Here is a 17,427-nt window from a genome sequence, read left to right as displayed (position 1 = left end):
AAGCGATTCATCTTGCCCCTCGTCCTTCTACTGATCATCATCATCGCTGTCGCTCTGAACGGTGCTGGTGGCAGTGATGACCCCGGTGCGGCCGACCCCGCCACTACTGCCTCAGCTGAAGCCGGACCGACCGCTGAAGCAGACGAGCCGGCCTTCGCCGGGGCAGAGGACAGCGACGTCGTCGGCCAGGCTGGGGAGACTCTTACCCTAGGAGAAATCGCGGTCGCTTCCACAGCGATTGGTGCGGGAGACGACACTCTCGGCCCCACTCTCTGCACAGCGGTGACTGTGAACAACGAGTCCACCGAAACGATCGACTTCAACGCATTCGACTGGAAACTTCAGGCTCCCAGTGGAACGATCCTCAACACGGGATTCTCCGGAAGCGCCAACATGATCACCGGAGGGCAGATCGCACCAGGCGGCAGCACGACTGGGGATATCTGTTTCGACAACGCGAGAGCTGAAGCAGGGCAGTTCGTTGTCCTCTACGAACCGATATTTTCATTCTTTTCTGATAGGGCAGCATGGATAAATAATCGCTAGTGAGTTAGAAGAATTGCGCACGATTTCGATCAGGCCTGTTCGCGGATCGATATGTCGGACTCTTAGTCGAATTCGGTCAGCGGTGAGGCTTACATTGAACCGTCTCGCGAATGAGATTGCCCTCAGCGCTGTGGCAGCGAGGGGTTGCCCACCCCCCTGAGCTATGCTTTTCCCCATGCAGCCGGGTCTCATCTACCTCATTGGTCCATCTGGACACCCCAACTTCGGCGACGAATTCATCACCGCGGCCTGGCTCCGGTACCTCGCCGTTGCCCGCCCGGATGCCCAGGTCTGGCTCGACTGCCCGCAGCCCGGTACGGCCTCGGTCCTCTTCGATGGACTGCACCCGAACCTGCGCATCACCAACACCCTGTGGCGGCTCGTTCACGAAAACGCCGAACGGCCCGTCGAGGAAATTGCGGAGACCGTCACCTCGCGCGTCACCCACCTCGGTTCGCCCACCTACGACCTCGGCCTGCTCAAGCTGCGCGAGGCCGAATCCCTCCACCTCCTCGGCGGCGGGTACATCAATGACAACTGGGCGCACCACACCGGCCTGATCCACGCCATGCGTGCCGTCCGCACCCTGACGGGTGCGCGCCTGTACGCGACCGGACAGGGCCTGATGCCGGCGCTCGGCCAGGGCATGCCCGCTCCCGAACTGTTCAACGATTTCGACGTCGTCAGCGCCCGTGACGACGCCGGAGCCGAAGCCTACGGGGTGACCCGCGGGCTCGACGACGCCTTTCTCGGGGTCACCGAGGAGATCGCCCGCTCCCAGTTCTCGGACGCGCTGTACGTCTGCATCCAGAGCGACACCGTCGAAGCCGAGCGCTTCGACGCCGCCGTCGACGTCGCACGCAAAGCCGTGGAGGCCGCGCTCGGGCAGCGCCGGAAGGTCTACTACGTCGAGGCGGTGCCCGGCGGGGACCGGGCGGCCTATGAACGGCTCGCGGACCTGATCCCGGAAGAGCACTTCCTGCCCTTCGTGCACCTCTGGGAACACGGCCTGCCCCTTTCGGCTTACCAGACCTGGGTGACCAGCCGTTTCCACTTCCATCTTCTCGCTGCCGCCGCCGGTGGCAAGGGCATCGCCGTCGGCATGAAGAAGGGCTATTACGACATCAAGCACGAGTCGGTTGCCGCCCTCGGCAGCGGTTGGGCGCTCGCGCTCGGTGACGACACGCCGTCCATGCCTTCCGAACCCGGGCAGCTGTCGGCGAACCTGCCGGCACTCGTCGCCGCCAAGCGGGCCGAAGCCGAACGGCTCTACCCTGCTGCCACCCCGGCGGCCCCCGTCCCCGCTGCTGCCGCCCGTTTCCTCGGGGGTTCCATCGGCGGGGTCCTGAAAAACAAGTTCGCCCGCTGAAAGACTGAATCCACTCCGTGCCTTCCTCCCTGCCTGAGCTCCTTCAGGTTGCCCAGCCGTTCCTCTTCCTGCTCACCGCGTTCTTCCTTCCCGGCACGCTCGCCCTGCTTCCTCTCCGGGTCGGGTGGCCGGCCGCGGTGGCGCTCGGACCCGCCGTCACGCTCCTTCTGCTGGGCATCGGAACCTTTGTCCTCAATGCCCTCGGAATCGGCTGGACGGCGGTCTCAGTCTCCCTGATGCTGCTCCTGCCCATTGGAGCGGTATGGCTGGCGGGCCGGTGGATCCGGCTCGAGCGGCCTCTCCTGCCCAGGCCGACGGCGGCGGGAACTGCTGATCCATCGCCTGCGGCGGTGACGGCGACCGTCAGGATAGCCGTCGGCGCCGGGCTCGCGGCCGCCGCGGCTCTGGTCTCTGTGGCGGTGCTGCGCGGGATGGGCAGTCTGTCGACGGCGTCGCAGGGGTGGGATGCGGTGTTCCACGGCAACGCGGTGCGGTGGATCCAGGAATCGGGCCGGGCCACCCCGTGGAACCTCAACCCCATCTATGGGGACGGCCCTGCAACCTTCTACCCATCCGGCTGGCACAGCGTGATCGCGCTCTATCCGGGGAACCTCGTTGAGGCCGCCAACGCGTCGGCGCTGGTTATCGGTGGGTTGATCTGGCCGATCGGGCTGGCGTTCCTCGCCTCGGTGGTGTTTCCGCGATTCCCGGCAGTCTGGGCACTCACCCCGGTGCTGGCTGCATCGTTTGTCAGCTTCCCGTTCGGCCAGCTGCTGCGCAGCGGGCAGTGGCCCAATGGGCTTTCCACCGCCCTCACCCCGGTGGCCCTGGCCATGATCCTGCTCCTCCTGAGGCGTGTGAACCCGGGACTGAACCCCCGCCCTGCCCGTCCGCTGAAGGATGTGCTCCTTGTCCTGATCCTCACCGGTGGGGTGATCGGTGGAAGCGTCGTCGCCCACCCCACCGCTGTCTTCGCCCTCGCGGCGGCGGGTCTGCCCTTCCTGCTTGCGTGGGTGGTGCCCCTGTGCGTCCGGGCGTTCCGGCACCGGTGGCGGGCCGCCCTCCTCGGCACGGTCAGTGCCGCCGTCCTCGTGGGGGCGGCGCTCCTGGTGCTGAAGGACTCGCGGTTGCTGGCCGGGGTCATGAACTTCCCCCGGGGTGTGCGTGCCACTCCTCCCGATTCGCTCGCGCTGGCCTTCTTCGACCTGCCGCGCTTTCCGGTTGTCGTGGCTCCCACACCGGAGAACTTCAACCTCCTGGTCGGCATCCTCGTGATCCTTGGGGCCATTGCGGCCCTGGTGCTGCGGACCGGGTGGCCGCTGGTGGTGTCCTGGCTGATCTTCGTGGGGCTCTATGTGCTGGCGGCCGGCCCGGAAAGCCCCCTGCGGTTCCTCACCGGGGTCTGGTACAAGGACACGCAGCGGATCGCGCCGTTGATCGCCCTGACGGCCAGCATCCTTGCCGCTTTCGGTGTGGCCGTGCTGGTTCGGGCCGTCACCGGCGTCGTGGCGCGTGTCCTCCGGGCGAGGATCGCCGCGCCGGACCGTTTCCGGTCGGTACTAGCCGCCGCACTGGCCGTTCTGGCCGTGGTGGCGGTCTACCAGGGCTCGGGACACTTCCGCTCGCCGGACCGCGTCGCCGTAGCCGCCCACAACTACATCACGGCGGCGGAGCCGGGCATCTGGCTGCTCTCCACGGGTGAGCAGGACTTCATCGAACGGGCCGGAGCGCTCCTTCCGGAGGACGCCGTCGTCGTCGGCGACCCGTTCAATGGACAAACCTACTTCTACACCCTCACCGGGCGGCACGTGGTGTACACGAGGCTCGGTTCTCCGGCGCCGACCGAGGCGAAGACCGTGCTGCGCCTCGGATTCGACCGCCTTCACGACGACCCGGCGGTCTGCGCGGCCATCGAGGAGGCGGGAGCCACGCACTTCTACCAGGACCAGCCTGCGAGCGTCGACAGGGAGGTCTGGAAGGGCTTCTACGGCGTCGAGACGGCCAAAGGGTTTGAACCGGTGCTCGTCGAGGGCGGCCGGGGGCTCTACGAAATTACCGCCTGCCGCTGAGTCCGACCGCTGCACCGACCCGCCTCAGGAGCTCACGACCTGAAAGACCAAGGAACTCACCGGACAGGTCGAGGCGATCACGCCGATGTGCTCGGCACCGCGGCTTGGCTTAGGCCCGGTCGGTCTCCTGCGGATACCAAAGACGCGAGCCGCTCCCGCCCGCTGAGGGATCCGGTGAGTAGTCAGGCCAGGCGAAGTCAGTCGGAGGCAGGAAGTCGGGCTCCAGCAGCGGCGGCATCGGGTCCTCCCCGGTTCGCCTACGGAATTCCTCCTTGGCGGCGTCGAGAACCTCCGGCCGGGTCAGCAGATCCAGGAAGGTTCCGCTGATGGTCTTGCCGGCCGTTTCGATGGTGGGGTCGATAGTGGCCGGGATTCCACCGAGGGCGTTCATGACCCAGCCCGGGTAGGCGGGCCCGTCCGGCGCGGCGCGCAGCGCAGGACGCGAGACATAGAACCTGACGGTCGGGGCGTAGTGGGTCATTTCGACATAGTCGTCACTCGTCCAGTTCCGCTGCCAGGGCGCGAGGTGTTCCCGGAGTTTCGCCTCGGCGTCCTGTGGGCTGATGAGCTGTCCACACTCCTCGAGGAACGGCGACTCCATCGGCTCCAGCCCGAGGCCCGCCTGGATCGCCTGAGCAGCAGCAATCGCCTCCTCCCCGTAGTGGGGTGCTCCAACCTCCGCCAGGTTGTCGTAGAGCTTTTGGGCCAGCACGTGATTGGTGCGTCCCGGGCGGTTCCGTGCCACCCACGTCGTCTCAAGCCGGCAGTGGGCCAGAGCCGCCGCGTGCCCGGCGTTGCGGTCGAGCACCGCCAGAACGTGCTCGGCCATGTCGATGGTCGGGCACCGCCAGGAGTACTGGATCTGCGCAATGCGGGCCGGTAGGTTATCCGCCGTAGCCTGCCCGTGGGTAAAGATTGCATCCGAGAGCGACCAGCCGCCGAAGCTTGGGAGCATCGCGTCCTGCATCACCCGGGAGGAGGTGTACATGCTCATCAACGCCACGTTTGCGCCGGGGGCGCGGGCGGCTGAATGCGAGGCGGGGATGGGGGAGTCGGGGTTCGCGCCGAGCTGCCACGTCTCCGGCTCGTCACACACGAAGGTGTAGATCCTGCTGTAGTAGCTTCCACACTGGGTGTCCCAGCGGGCCGTGTTGCACAGCGGCAGCATGTAGAAGGGATGGAAGCTGACGATTGCGTCGACGCCGTCGTAGTACCCCCGCAGGCCGTGCACCACCTTCGACCCCTGCACCTTTTCCGCAGGTTCGCCGGTGTACTTCAAGGTCCCGCTGATCCCGTGGACTTTCATCGCGTGCATGGTTCCGAGGAGCCCGGCCAGAGTTGAGATGCCCAGCGCCGAGTGGGGGTCGGTGTGCCCCGGAGCATACCGGCTGAGGCCCTCACGCGGGCCTTCCTCGTAGCCGGCCGCCTGGCAGTTGCCGGGCACGGCGTCGTACTCGGCGTATGTAAGCAGGACCGGGCCGCCCACCCCCTGCGTCCAGGCGGCGCTGAATGCCGTCGGCATCCCCCCGCTGCCTGCTTCAACCTCGAAGCCTTCGTCGCGGAGCCGCCGAACGTACCACTCGGCGGACCGAAATTCCCGCCAGGCCGGTTCGGCGAGGTCCCAGATATGCTGGTGCCATTCGCTGAGCCGCTCCTTGTTGTCATCGATCCAGGCCCTTGCGGTGGCCTTGGCGGCCGCCGCAAGGTGATCAGGAAGTATCGGATCGGTGTTGAGGGCGTTGCTCACTGGGAGTCCTCCTGCCGCAGGGTGCGGGCCGGGTGCCCGGGTCGAGGGGCACTGTCACCGGTGAGGGGCAGCCGGACGTGGATCAACTGCACTCCACCGGTGGAGCGGGCCGTGCGGAGGAGGGCACCAAGGTCCGCCAGGTTCTCGGCCCGTTCGCCGGAGCCACCGAAAGCCACGGCTAGGGCGGCCCAGTCGGGCTGGTGGAGATTCACCCCCACGTCCTCGATGCCGCGGTCGCGTTCGTTCTGCCGGATCTCGCCGTACCCGCCGTTGTCCACACACACGATGGTCAGGTCAAGGCGCTGCTCGGCGGCGGTGGCCAATTCCTGCACGGCGAACATCAGGGCCCCGTCCCCGGCGACGCAAACAACCTGCCTCTCGGGCGCAGCGATTTTCGCGCCGATCGAGGCGGGCAGCCCGTACCCGAGGGTGGCGTAGGCCGGGGTGTAGAGCAGGCTGTGGGGCCGCTGTTGAGGGATGAAGGTGGAGGTCCCGAAGTAGGTGATCTGGGAGGAGTCTCCGCCGATAATGGCGTCCGGCTCGACCGCTTCGGCGATGGTTTCGCTGATGGCCGCCAGATCCGGGTCGAGGGCCCGCGCCTCGTCAAGAATCCTCACCCGGACGGCCCCGAGATCCGCCGGCATTGCGGTGTGGCCCCGAAGGGACGCCAAAAGCTGCGGTACGACTGCGCCGGCGTCCCCGATCAAGCCGATGTCCGCGTCGAGGTTCTTGCCAAGTTGGGTTTCCAGGATGTCGACCCGGATCACCGTCCCGGTCGGTGTGATCGAGCCGCCCCACATCTCCGCCGACCCAACCTTCGACCCGATGACGAGCAGGACGTCCGCGGCGCCGCACAGGTCCTGCGCTGCGGCCAGGCGGATGTTCGATCCAAGTGACAGTGGGTGAGCCTCCGAGATTGCGGCCTTGCCATTGAGGGTGGTGACCACCGGGGCCTGCAGGAGCTCGGCGAGTTCGGTGAGTGTGGTCCCGGCGCGGAGAGAGCCGCCGCCCGCGAGAATCACCGGGTGCCGGGCGGCGCGCAGGAGTTGGGCTGCCGTCTCCACCGCGTAGACCTCCGCCGGGGCGGGGCCGCGCAGTGGCCGGGCCGCAAGGAGTCCGACCGGGCAGTCGTGTTCGGCCTCGAGGATGTTCAGGGGTACTTCGATGTGGACCGGACGGGGCCGGCCGTAGCGGAACAGCTCGAAGGCGTCGTGGACCGCAGTGACCGCCTCCGCGGCAGAGCGGACCCGGCGGCTCCACTGCATGATGGCACCCGCCGCGCCAGTAGGGTTCTTCGTCTCATGCAGGGACCCGTTGTCGGCGAATTCCTCGCCCTCGGGCACCCCGGGGGAGAGCACGATCAGCGGCCGCGATTCGCAGTACGCGGTACCGGCGGCCGAGAGGGCGTTGAGCAGTCCCGGCCCGGACGTGGTGATGACCACCCCGGGCAGGCCCGTCTGCTGGGCCCAGCCGTCAGCGGCGTAGCCGGCGCCCTGCTCATGGCGGCTGGTCACCGGCCGGATGCCCAACGAGTTCAGGTGCCGGTAGAACTCGAGGTTGTGGGTGCCCGGAATGCCGAATACCGCATCGATCCCGTAGTTCCGCAGCACGGTCATCACCGCCAGGCCGGCATTGACGGCTGGAATCGGCACCGGAACCTGCGCCGGCGGGGAGGGAGTGTGCTGATCAAGAATGGGCATTGAGCGTCGCTTCCTAGTGGGCCGAGGAGGAGATGAGGGTGGAGCCAGCCTCATTCGAGGCAGTGGTGTAGCAGGGAGCGCCGTCCACCCAGGTCTGCAGCACGGCGATGGCACCGATCTGCCCAGATTCGATCCGCAGCGGATCGGCGGAAAGGACAGTGAAGTCCGCCCGCTTGCCGGTTTCAAGGGAGCCGAGCTCCGATTCGCGGCCGAGCGCCTTCGCGCCATTAAGGGTGTGGGCGACCAGCGCGTCGTAGGCCGAGATCCGCAGGCCGTCATCTCCAAGCCGGTGTCCGAGCCGCGTGACCCGGGTGACTGCGGCCTGAATGGCTTCGAGCGGTCGCGGGGCGGCGACGGGGGCGTCGGAACTGATCGTCACAGTCACCCCTTCGGCAAGGAATTCGCCGAGTGGGTTGAAGCGCTCGCCGGGGGTGCCGATCGCTGCGGTGACGCCCTCACCCCAGTTGTAGTAGTGCTGCGGCTGGTTCACCGGGTAGATTCCGGCGGCCGCCATCCGCTTGATTTGTTCCGGGGTGGGAAGGCCGCAATGCTCGATCCTGTGCCGGGCGTCGTCATCCGGTCGTTCGGCCTGTGCGGCCTCAATCGCGGAGATGACCATCTCCAGCGCGGTGGGGGACTGGGCGTGGGTTGCGGTCTGGAGGCCGGCGAGGTGCGCCCTCCGGATCAGCACCTCGTAATCGGCAGGGTCGTGGTACAGCTGCCCGGTGCGGCACGGATCGCCCACGTAGCCGTCCGGGAAGTAGGCCGTCCAGCCTCCCAGCGTTCCGTCGGCGTAGAACTTGATCCCAGCGAAGCTGAGATGGGCATTGCCGAACTGGCCGTGCAGGCCCATATCAAGGGCATCATCGAGCAGGTGCGACAGCAGGTACATGCTGATCCGGGTCTTGAGTTCGTCCTCTTCGGCGAGCCTCAGGTACATGTCGAACTCCCGGCGTGAGACCTGCGCGTCGCCGATGGTCGTTACTCCGCCGGCGAGGAAGTGCTCCTGCGCGGCACGGAGCTGGCGCAGGTGTTCCTCGGGCTCATCCGCCAGGTGGAAATTAGGGCCATGGTGGCCGATCTTCACGCCGTTGACTCCGGTGAGGATATTGCATGCCGCATCCGACAGTTCACCGGTCAGATCGCCGTCGTCACCTCGGAAGAACACGCCGCCCTGCGGATCCGGGGTGTCCCGGGTGATGCCGTGCAGGTCGAAGGTGTAGGAGTTGACGACCCCGCCGTGGCCCGAGGCGTTCATCAGGTACACCTCCCGGTCCGCCGCCACTTCATCGAGTTCGTGGCGCGTCGGGTGGCGCTTCTCGGCGAGGTTCCGGTGTTCATAGCCGTACCCGCGGACGGGCAGGCCTTCGGGCGTGGTTTCGGCCGCGGCGCGGAGCAGCGCGACGATCTCGGGGATGCTCCCGGCCTTCTCCGGGCCGCAGTCGACCCAGCTCATCATCTGGCCCAGCATGAGCGGGTGCGCGTGCGGGTCGACGAATCCAGGGACGACGACGGCGTCACCCAGATCGAGCAACCGAGGCTCCGCCGGTGAGATGCTCCGGGAGGAGGTCCGGCAGTGCTCGAGTGTCCCAGTAGTGACGATGTCAGGGCCGTAGGTCAGGAAGGCCTGGGGAGCAGGCTCCTCCGCCGACAGGGAATGGATGGTGCGGGCCGTCACGATCGTGGGGACGTGCCCGAAGGACCGCTTTTCGAAATGCTTGAGTTTGCGCAAGGGATTGGCTCCTGAGGTTGGCCTGGCGGACCGGCGTTATGCCTGGACCCGTTCCAGCGGAAAGAGGGGGGCGTCGGGGGCACCGTCCCGGCGCCAGGACAGGACGTTTTGGGCCTGTTGACGGACGTATTCCGCCTCGGTGACGTCGGAAAGGTAGGCGACGTGCGGGGTGACGAGGGCGCGGGGATGGGTCAGCAGCGGGTGTGCCGCAGGCGGAGGTTCCTCCTCCAGCACGTCCACAGCGACACCGGCGAGGCGTGCCGAGTCAAGGGCGTCCACTACGGCTGGGACGTCGAGGAGCTGGCCGCGGCTGACGTTGACGAGGTAGCTTCCTGGTCGCATCCGACGAAGACTCGCCTGGTTGATCAGCTTGTCCGTTGCCTCGGTTAGGGGTACGTGGAGCGAAACCACGTCGGAGGTTTCGAGCACCTCGTCGAACCCGGTGCGCCGAATCCCGGCGGACCGAAGCGCTGCGGCGGCCTCCGGCGTTTCCGCCAGGAGCGGATCGTATCCGACGACGTCGGCAAAGGTGTGCCGGGCAAGGGCGCCGAACCGCTGCCCGATCCGGCCGAGCCCGATGAGGCCCAGCCGTTTGCAGCTGAGGCGGACCGGCGGGGCCTCATTGCGCGAGTTCCACCGTCCGTTCCGCGCGGCGTCCAGATAGAACGCAAGATCCCGGGTGAGGGCGAGCGTCAGGGCCAGAGTGTGGGCAGCCACCTCCTCGGTCGCTGCTCCTGGGATGTTGGTCACCCAGATGCCGCGCCGCCGTGCGGCGTCGAGGTCGATGTTGTTGTAGCCCATGGACATGAGGGCGATGATCCGCAGGTTCGGCAGGGAACCGATCAGATCAGCGTCGATATGTGCGTAGCCCACAAGCAGGGCCGCCGCGTCCGCCGCTCCCTTCCGGATGGCCGCCGGGTCCTGGGTGTCGAGGTAACGGACGTCGAACCCGTTGTCCCGGAGCAGGGCAGCGCCGGCGGTGACGTCCACATCGTCCCTGTCGGTGTAGGCGGCTACGGGCCGGACCCCCGGCGCACTAGTGGACATGGCTCAGGAACTTCCGCGTGCGCTCATGCTGCGGACGGTTGAAGAAGTCGTCCGGCGGAGACTGCTCAACGATCACGCCGCCGTCGAACAGGCTGACTTCGCTGGCCACGCGGCTGGCAAACCGCACCTCGTGGGTGACGACGATCATGGTCATCCCCTCGGCCGCAAGCTTCTCCATGACGTCGAGGACCTCGCCGACCAGCTCGGGGTCCAGGGCCGATGTCGGCTCATCGAAGAGCATGACGGCCGGGTTGAGCACCAGGGCCCGGGCGATGGCCACGCGTTGCTGCTGGCCGCCGGACAGTTCGGACGGGTAGTGGTCGGCCCGGTTGGCCAGGCCCACCCGCTCCAGCATCTCCATCGCGTGCTCGCGCGCTGCGGTATGGGAGACGCCTTTGACGGAGGTCAGTCCCAGCATGACGTTCCGGCAGGCGGTCAGGTGCGGGAACAGGTTGAATTTCTGGAACACCATGCCGATGTCCTGCCGCTGCTTCGCGAGCACGCGCTCGGGGAGGTGGCTCGTTTTCCCGTTCCGCACGGAGGTGCCGATGATGTTCCCGTTGAGCAGGATCTCCCCTTGGTCGGCGGGTTCGAGCAGGGCCATCAGCCGCAGCATCGTCGATTTGCCCGAGCCGGAAGGTCCCAGCACCGCCTTGACCTGCCCTTTGCGGATCTCGAATTCCACCCCCTTCAGGACTTCCTGGCCGTGGTAGGCCTTATGGAGGTTCTTCACGTTCAGGACCGGTTGGTCCACTGTCCGCTCGATGTCCGAGGACTCGGGGAGGAGGATCATGAGAGGCCTGCCTTCGTAGCGGACGCGAGGGCCCGGGTCTTCTTCACTTTGACCTTCGACGTCCAGGTGAACTTCTTCTCGACCATTCCCTGCAGCACCGTCAGGATGCTGACGATGATCAGGTAGTAAATGATGGCGGCGGCGTAGTACTCCGCGTACCGGAAGGTGATGTTCACGCCCACCTGCGCCGTGGTCAGCAGTTCACGCAGCGAGATGACCGAGGCGAGGGAGGAGTACTTCACCAGTCCGATGAACTCATTGCCGGTGGGAGGCAGCGCGATACGGATGGCCTGCGGAAGGGTGACCTTGAGCATCACCTTGGTCGGCGACATGCCCAGAGCGCGCCCCGCAAGCGCCTGGCCGTCGTCTACGCTGAGCAGCGCGGAGCGGATGATCTCCGCCATGAACGCCGCCTCGACAAGACCAAGGCCGATAAAAGCGGCGATGAACGGGGTGAACCAGTCCTGGCTGAAGAAGGGGATCAGCTGCGGAAGGGCGTTCCACATGATGAGCAGCACCAGCAGGGCTGGAATTGCCCGGAAGAACCAGACATAAGCGTTCGCCGGGGCCTGAAGCAGCGGCTTGCGGGAGGTCCGCCCGAGGGCCACGAAGAAGCCGATGGCAGTGGCGAGGACCAGCGCCAGGACGGCCACGGCGACCGAGATGAACGCGCCCCACATGTATTCGGGACTGACGAGTTGTTGGAGGAAAATCTCAAGATCGAAAAGCATTGCACCACTTCCGGGTGATCGGCGCGGTACGGCGGGCGCCGGTGGATATTGCTAGTAGACGTCCAGGATCTCGGGGTCGAGGTTGTACTTCTCGGCGATCTCAGCCAGAGTTCCGTCGTCGTATAGAGCCTTCATGCCATCGGCGATCGCCGGCGAGATCTCGTCCCCCTTGCGGCTGAACACGCCGAACTGGGTATCTGTCTCGAAGACGCCGTCGGCGACCTCAAGTTTTCCTTCGTTCTGGGTGGCCATGTAGGCGGCAGCGACATTCGTTTCGACCAGCGCCTCGGCTTTGCCGTTGAGTACGGCGAGCACTGTCTCGGCGGTCTTCGGGTATTCGGTCAGCCTGGGGGCGTCTTTACCGTCGGCTGTGCACTCCTCCTCGAGTGCTGCAATACGGGCTGCGTTGCTCGAGGCGGCCTGCGCCGCGACGGTCCGGCCGCAGAGATCGGTAGGGGAGGAAAAGTCGGAGGCGTTTTCCGGAGCCGCCAGCACCGCAGGGCCGGCGTTCATAATGGGGGCCGCGTCAGCGACCTCCATCCGGTCCTCGCTCATGTACAGCCCGCCGAGGATCATGTCGCACCTGCGGCTCTGCAGGCCGGGCATCAGCCCGTCGAAGGCGGTCACCTCGAACTTCACCTCGACGCCCCAGTGTTCGGCGAGGGCGCGGCCGGCGTCGGCGTCGAAACCGACAATTTCGCCGCCTGATCCGTCCTCGTAGTACTCAAGCGGCGGGTATTCGGGATCGATGCACAGGGTGGCCTGGCCCTCGTTGACGAGCCCGGCGGGTGCGTCGCCGGCTGCGGCGGACCCGGCTGGTTCTTCGGCGCTTCCTGATGAACCTCCGCAGGCGGCGAGTGAAAGCACGGCGGCCGACGCCATCGCCGCGAGTCCAAGATGCTTGGGCATGAATCTCTCCTGAGGATACGGGTGTGGGAGCGTCTCGTGGTGGTCCACGGGCCGCCCAGCACCGGGGTATGGAACGATTCTGGGGGTTTCGAGTCCCCGGGTCAAGCACTTTTGCTGCGTATTGCTCCTGTGACAACCGAACTGTTACTAGAATGGCACACATGGCCCGCTTTTGGCTTGCACCTTCCTTTTTATACTGCAGATATGCAATCAACAGCGGTCCTTCTTGGTATAAAGGGTGTATGAGTGATTTCGAAGAGCGGTTGGTGCGCCAGCTGCAGAACGACGCCCGCGCGTCGTTCAGTGAACTGGCAAAGCAGCTGGGAACCAGCCGCGCCACAGTCGCGAATCACGTGAACGGTCTGCTCGACTCGGGCCAGCTGCGCATTGTCGCCGCTGTCCATCCGCGGGTGCTCGGCCTCAACTCCCTGGCGCACGTCGCGGTGACGTCCTCGGGCGATCTGGAGCCGATCATCGAGGCGATGGAAGCGATGCAGGGTCCCGTGTTCATCTCCCAGACCACCGGAAAGTACAACCTCGTGGCCGAGTTGCGGATGCCCTCCATGGAGTCCATGTACGAGCAGATCGAGCTGCTCCGGGCGCATCCGCAGGTCTCCGACGTGAACGTCCTGGTCTACGAGAAGGTCATCAGGAGCTTCTTCCTCGGGGCCGAGCCGCAGCTGCCCGGCCTGGAATTCGACGAGACCGATCTACGGCTGATGAACCTCCTGCAGCGGGACGGGCGGCGGTCCTTCGCGGATCTTGCGGCCGAGGTCGGCCTGTCGGTGAGTGCCTGCAGGACGAGGATCCTCCGGCTAATCGAAAGCAATGTCATGCAGATCGGCGCCATCCGGCGCCGCACCCAGACCTCGCAGGCGATGGCCTTCGGCCTGGGTATAACCACAAGTGGGGTGGTGGCCGAAGCGGTGACCCACCTGGAGAAGCTGCCCGGCGTTGAGTTCATTGCAAAGTGCATTGGCCGCTATAACCTGATCGCCACTGTGGGAGTCGCATCCCTGGGCGAGTACAACGCGGTGATCGCCGAGCTGCGCAGGCTGCCCTCGGTTACGGCGGTGGAAACCTGGCTTCACGCCGAAATCGTTAGGGAGCGGTACGAGCAGTCCCTTGATGCCCTCGTGGCCGCAATTGCTTCAGGGCCCGCTCCTGGCGGTGCGGGTGGAGCCGGATCCGAAAGTCCATCGCCGCGCCCGATGGCAGCGTCACAGAGCGTACTCTGACGGACGCCTTCCCGGAGCAGTTGCCGGGACCGGGAAGCGCTGGGAATACTGGATAGGTCCACTTGTCGATCTCCGGGTACGGAAGACGGTGACCAGCCATGAACAGCAGGGCAGCCCGCGAGTACGAACGCCGCATGCAGCGTGCCGCCGAGTACCGGGCGGCGCGGGAGTCCGGTGATCCGCAGGGGTACCTCGCCCAACTGCGCAAGGAAGAGGCCGAGGCCGCCCAGCGCCGCCCGGTGTCCGACGACGAGGCTCTCGCCAAGCGTGCCCGCCACAAGGATGACGCCGCCCGGGCCGACTACCTCGTGCGCGAGGCGATGGCCCGCGGGGACTGGGACAACCTCAAGTACGCAGGGAAGCCGATCCCCGGACTGGGGGAGGGGCACGACCCCGACTGGTGGGTCAAAGGCCTGATCGAACGGGAGAACCTCACCGGACTGGGACCGAAGGCCATCCTGCTGCGAACCGAGGATGAGGGCCTGGATAACCGCCTCGACCACGTCTACACCGAGAAGCAGGTCCGGGACATCGTCGAGGACTTCAACCAGCGGGTTATCGAGGCGCGGCGCCAGCTCCTGGGCGGGCCGCCCGTCATCACCAAGGTGCGCGACGTCGAGGGTGAGGTGGAGCGGTGGCGCCAGCGCCGTACCGCAAAGGCGGCGCAGGTCACCCGGGACGAGGAGGCCACCGCAGAGGAGGCGGAGCGGCGCTCATGGTGGAAGCGGGTGTGGAAGGGCACGGGCTAAGCATCACCTCCGCCGAGTGCCAGACGGTTCTGCCCAGTGACTGGCCGTGATCAGTGGGCAGGAGTGCTTGGAACCCTTGCTGGTGTCGGTTCTGCCCACTGACCGCCGTTGGTCAGTGGGCATGTCCGGATATGCCCAGTGACCGAACCTGATGAGTGGGCAGGAATGTGCCTCGGCCGGATTCCAGACGGTTCTGCCCACTGATCGGCCCTGATCAGTGGGCAGAGGTGCCCGGAGGCGCCGTGCAGGCCGGACCTGGCCTAGACGGTGCTCAGGAAGTCCTGAAGGATCCGCTGGCCCGTCCTTACACCATGCACCGAGACCCGCTCATTGATCCCATGGACGCCGTCCGAGGTCCTGCCCTCCGGGTCGGCCCCCTGCGGCGAAAAGCCGTAGCAGGCAATCCCCAACGGAGTGAACGCCTTCGCGTCGGTTCCACCGCCCATGCACCGCGGCACCACCACGGCGGCCGGGTCGTGCCGCTGCAGGGCCGCCCGCATGGCCTCGAACCAGGGAGAATCGATCGGCGCCTGCACCGGCGGCTGGTGCGAGATGAACACCCGGGACACCCGCGGGCCCAGCAGGCCGTCGAGCACCGCCAGGGTCTCCTCCTCGGTGCCCGGCAGGCACCGCACGTCGAGTTCGGCATTGGCGATGCCCGGAATGACATTGACCTTGTAGCCGGCGTTGAGCACCGTGGGCGTCGACGAGCACCGGATGGTGGTCCTGGCGACGCCGCCGAGGTCGCCCATCCGCGCCACCGCTTCCTCTACGCCTTCCTCGGTGGTCAGGTCCACCGCATGCCCGAGCGCGGCGTTCGTCTGCTCGAGGTAGGCCCTCACCGTTGGCGTCAGCACGAGCGGCCAGGAGTGCTCGGTGACCCGGTTCAGCGCCTCCAGCAGGTGGATGACGGCATTGTCGGCGTTCGGCCGCGAACCGTGGCCGGAGGTGCCCGTCGTGGTGATCCGCATGTGCATGGTGCCGCGCTCGGCGGCCGCCACGGGGTACAGCCGAACCTCCTCGCCGGTGTCCGAGGTGAGGAAGGTGGGTGCCCCACCGGACTCACCGACGGCTGCCTCGACGCCCTCGAACAGCTCCGGGTGTTCGGCCACGAGCCACAGGGCACCGTAGTCTCCCTTGTCCTCCTCATCGGCGACGAAGGCGACGACGACGCCGCGCTGCGGGCCGGTGCCCTCCTCGGCCCAGGTCAGGAGGGTGGCAAGGGTCATGGCGACCATGTCCTTCATGTCGCTGGCGCCCCGGCCCCAGATGTACCCGTCGCGGATCTCGCCGGCGAACGGATCGACACTCCACTGCTCCGGCTCGGCCGGAACGACGTCGAGATGGCCGTGGACGAGCAGTCCCGGCAGGGAGCGGTCGGCGCCGGGTACCCGCACGACGACGGAGGCACGCTCCGGGGTGGGCCCGAGGATCTGTGGCGTGTAGCCGGCGTCGGTCAGGAGCCGGGAAATGAACTCGGCGGCGCCGCGCTCACCCTCGCTCTTGCCCTCGCCGTAGTTGCTCGTGTCGAAGCGGATGAGTGCTGCGCACAACTCGGCCGTATCGATGCTGCCCATCTGTTCCTCCGGTGCTGGGATGCCACGGCGGAGAAATCCGCCTCGAGTTCCGACTGTACCGTGTGATCCAACACACCTTGGTAAGTGGTTTGCATCACAACTGCCTCCTGTGTAGCTTACTTACATCGGCCGCACAGCGTGGTGACGGCCGATACTCCAGACGGGTTCTTCTCTCACCGGAATCGGGTCCGCGGCGCTCTGCCCCGGCCACCCTGACCTGCTGGCAGGCTCAAGCGAAAGAGAAACGATGGCATCCAGGTCTCCTCTCCCCACCGACGGGCCGCTGCGCCCCTTCCCCCGAGGCGCCGGGCTCCGCCGCACCGCAGGAGCAGGCCTCCTCGCCGCGGCACTCGCCCTCACGCCCGGCGCACTGGCCGTTCCCGCGGCCACCGCCGGCGAAAAGGCGGAAGACACAACGCTGAAGCTCGCCCTCACCGGCGACATCGACTCCCTCAACCCCTTCACCGCCATCCTGGCGGCCAGCACCAACATCCTGCTGCTGCAGTACGAAGGCCTCGTCACCTACGGCCCGGAAAACAACGAGATCGTGCCGGCACTGGCCGAATCCTGGGAGACCTCCAAGGACGGCACCACCTGGACCTACACCATCGGCGAGGACCGGAAGTGGTCCGACGGCGAGCCGGTGACCGCCCAGGACGCCGCGTGGACCTTCAACGCGATCGCCGAGAACGACACCCTCAAGGCGGCCAACGGCACGCTCCTTGAAAACATCGACTCCGTCGAGGCCCCGGACGACCAGACCCTCGTCATCACGCTGAACGAGGCACAGGCACCGAACCCCGGCGCCGACCTCGCGATCGTGCCCGAGCACATCTGGTCCAAGGTCGAGGACCCCTCCACCTTCGAGAACTCCGAGAACGCCGTCGGCAGCGGCCCGTTCACCGTCGAAAGCTACAGCCCGAGCTCGGGCGTGCGCATGAAGGCCAACCCCAACTACTGGCGCGGCAAGGCCAAGGTCGACGCCGTCACCTACGTTCCCTACCGCAACAGCGACGCCGCCGTGCAGGCACTGCTCAACGGTGAACTCGACGTCGTCGGCGACCTCACCCCGGCGCAGTACAAGGCCCTCGAATCCGAGGAGAACATCACCGTCAACTCCGGCGCCGGACGCCGCTACCAGGCACTGAATATCAACTCGGGCACGATCAACTCCGAGGGCAAGCTCATGGGCGACGGCAACCCCGCCCTGCAGGACATCG

The 17,427-nt window shown here is 66.6% G+C and carries 14 protein-coding genes; 6 read left to right on the top strand and 8 right to left on the bottom strand.

Translation table 11 applies throughout. From position 1 onward, the window contains the following. The 3 genes from QZX79_RS02335 to QZX79_RS02325 form a co-directional block, all read left to right on the top strand. The coding region (locus QZX79_RS02335; RefSeq protein ID WP_294564101.1) for a DUF4352 domain-containing protein at positions 1 to 546 on the top strand (546 nt) is incomplete at its 5' end. A gap of 175 nt (positions 547 to 721) precedes the next feature. Beyond that, positions 722 to 1,915 carry a polysaccharide pyruvyl transferase family protein gene (locus QZX79_RS02330; protein WP_294564098.1) on the top strand — a complete coding sequence of 398 codons (1,194 nt, stop codon included), beginning with the start codon at positions 722 to 724 and terminating at the stop codon, positions 1,913 to 1,915. A 17-nt stretch (positions 1,916 to 1,932) separates the two neighbouring features. Then, entirely contained in the window at positions 1,933 to 3,984 is a 2,052-nt protein-coding gene (locus QZX79_RS02325; protein ID WP_294564096.1) for a DUF6541 family protein, read from the top strand. Between the two features lie 109 nt (positions 3,985 to 4,093). Here the strand turns inward: QZX79_RS02325 and QZX79_RS02320 are convergent, their stop codons facing one another. From QZX79_RS02320 to QZX79_RS02290, 7 genes are read right to left on the bottom strand one after another with little or no spacing between them, the layout of a single operon-like run. Then, complete coding sequence (locus QZX79_RS02320) at positions 4,094 to 5,731, bottom strand: amidohydrolase (RefSeq protein ID WP_294564094.1); 1,638 nt, start codon at positions 5,729 to 5,731, stop codon at positions 4,094 to 4,096. Continuing rightward, positions 5,728 to 7,431, bottom strand: coding sequence for a thiamine pyrophosphate-binding protein (locus QZX79_RS02315; RefSeq protein ID WP_294564091.1), 1,704 nt, complete (start codon positions 7,429 to 7,431; stop codon positions 5,728 to 5,730). The genes QZX79_RS02320 and QZX79_RS02315 overlap by 4 nt, the downstream gene beginning before the upstream one ends. Positions 7,432 to 7,444: 13 nt before the next feature. Continuing rightward, the gene (locus QZX79_RS02310; protein ID WP_294564086.1) at positions 7,445 to 9,163 is read right to left on the bottom strand and encodes an amidohydrolase; all 1,719 of its coding nucleotides are present in this window, start codon (positions 9,161 to 9,163) and stop codon (positions 7,445 to 7,447) included. 36 nt (positions 9,164 to 9,199) lie between these two features. Then, on the bottom strand, positions 9,200 to 10,210 hold the full coding sequence (locus QZX79_RS02305; protein WP_294564084.1) for a C-terminal binding protein: 1,011 nt from the start codon (positions 10,208 to 10,210) through the stop codon (positions 9,200 to 9,202). Beyond that, positions 10,200 to 11,003: an amino acid ABC transporter ATP-binding protein gene (locus QZX79_RS02300; RefSeq protein WP_294564082.1), complete on the bottom strand. Its 804-nt coding sequence runs from the start codon at positions 11,001 to 11,003 to the stop codon at positions 10,200 to 10,202. Before QZX79_RS02300 ends, QZX79_RS02305 begins: the two co-directional genes overlap by 11 nt. Then, positions 11,000 to 11,734, bottom strand: a complete 735-nt coding sequence (locus QZX79_RS02295) for an amino acid ABC transporter permease (RefSeq protein ID WP_294564080.1) — start codon at positions 11,732 to 11,734, stop codon at positions 11,000 to 11,002. The genes QZX79_RS02300 and QZX79_RS02295 overlap by 4 nt, the downstream gene beginning before the upstream one ends. Before the next feature lie 51 nt (positions 11,735 to 11,785). Continuing rightward, positions 11,786 to 12,643: an ABC transporter substrate-binding protein gene (locus QZX79_RS02290; RefSeq protein ID WP_294564078.1), complete on the bottom strand. Its 858-nt coding sequence runs from the start codon at positions 12,641 to 12,643 to the stop codon at positions 11,786 to 11,788. Between the two features lie 242 nt (positions 12,644 to 12,885). Here QZX79_RS02290 and QZX79_RS02285 point away from each other — a divergent pair, with 242 nt between their 5' ends. Both QZX79_RS02285 and QZX79_RS02280 read left to right on the top strand, forming a co-directional pair. Next, positions 12,886 to 13,881, top strand: coding sequence for an Lrp/AsnC family transcriptional regulator (locus tag QZX79_RS02285; RefSeq protein WP_294564075.1), 996 nt, complete (start codon positions 12,886 to 12,888; stop codon positions 13,879 to 13,881). 98 nt (positions 13,882 to 13,979) lie between these two features. After that, positions 13,980 to 14,630, top strand: a complete 651-nt coding sequence (locus QZX79_RS02280) for a DUF1992 domain-containing protein (RefSeq protein WP_294564073.1) — start codon at positions 13,980 to 13,982, stop codon at positions 14,628 to 14,630. A gap of 260 nt (positions 14,631 to 14,890) precedes the next feature. On the opposite strand, the gene QZX79_RS02275 is transcribed toward QZX79_RS02280, so the two are convergent. Further along, complete coding sequence (locus QZX79_RS02275; protein ID WP_294564071.1) at positions 14,891 to 16,207, bottom strand: M20/M25/M40 family metallo-hydrolase; 1,317 nt, start codon at positions 16,205 to 16,207, stop codon at positions 14,891 to 14,893. A gap of 247 nt (positions 16,208 to 16,454) precedes the next feature. On the opposite strand from QZX79_RS02275, the gene QZX79_RS02270 reads away from it, so the two are divergent. Then, a partial coding sequence (locus tag QZX79_RS02270; protein WP_294564069.1) for an ABC transporter substrate-binding protein occupies positions 16,455 to 17,427 on the top strand: 973 nt, incomplete at its 3' end.

The organism is uncultured Arthrobacter sp. (assembly GCF_902805515.1).
Lineage (GTDB): Bacteria > Actinomycetota > Actinomycetes > Actinomycetales > Micrococcaceae > Arthrobacter_D.
This window is presented reverse-complemented; position numbering and strand designations above follow the sequence as displayed.

Excerpts from the sequence above, each read along its gene's own strand:
- QZX79_RS02330 (WP_294564098.1), top strand. The coding sequence starts at position 722 with ATGCAGCCGGGTCTCATCTACCTCATTGGTCCATCTGGACACCCCAAC.
- QZX79_RS02315 (WP_294564091.1), bottom strand. The coding sequence starts at position 7,431 with ATGCCCATTCTTGATCAGCACACTCCCTCCCCGCCGGCGCAGGTTCCG.
- QZX79_RS02305 (WP_294564084.1), bottom strand. The coding sequence starts at position 10,210 with ATGTCCACTAGTGCGCCGGGGGTCCGGCCCGTAGCCGCCTACACCGAC.
- QZX79_RS02300 (WP_294564082.1), bottom strand. The coding sequence starts at position 11,003 with ATGATCCTCCTCCCCGAGTCCTCGGACATCGAGCGGACAGTGGACCAA.
- QZX79_RS02295 (WP_294564080.1), bottom strand. The coding sequence starts at position 11,734 with ATGCTTTTCGATCTTGAGATTTTCCTCCAACAACTCGTCAGTCCCGAA.
- QZX79_RS02290 (WP_294564078.1), bottom strand. The coding sequence starts at position 12,643 with ATGCCCAAGCATCTTGGACTCGCGGCGATGGCGTCGGCCGCCGTGCTT.
- QZX79_RS02285 (WP_294564075.1), top strand. The coding sequence starts at position 12,886 with ATGAGTGATTTCGAAGAGCGGTTGGTGCGCCAGCTGCAGAACGACGCC.
- QZX79_RS02280 (WP_294564073.1), top strand. The coding sequence starts at position 13,980 with ATGAACAGCAGGGCAGCCCGCGAGTACGAACGCCGCATGCAGCGTGCC.
- QZX79_RS02275 (WP_294564071.1), bottom strand. The coding sequence starts at position 16,207 with ATGGGCAGCATCGATACGGCCGAGTTGTGCGCAGCACTCATCCGCTTC.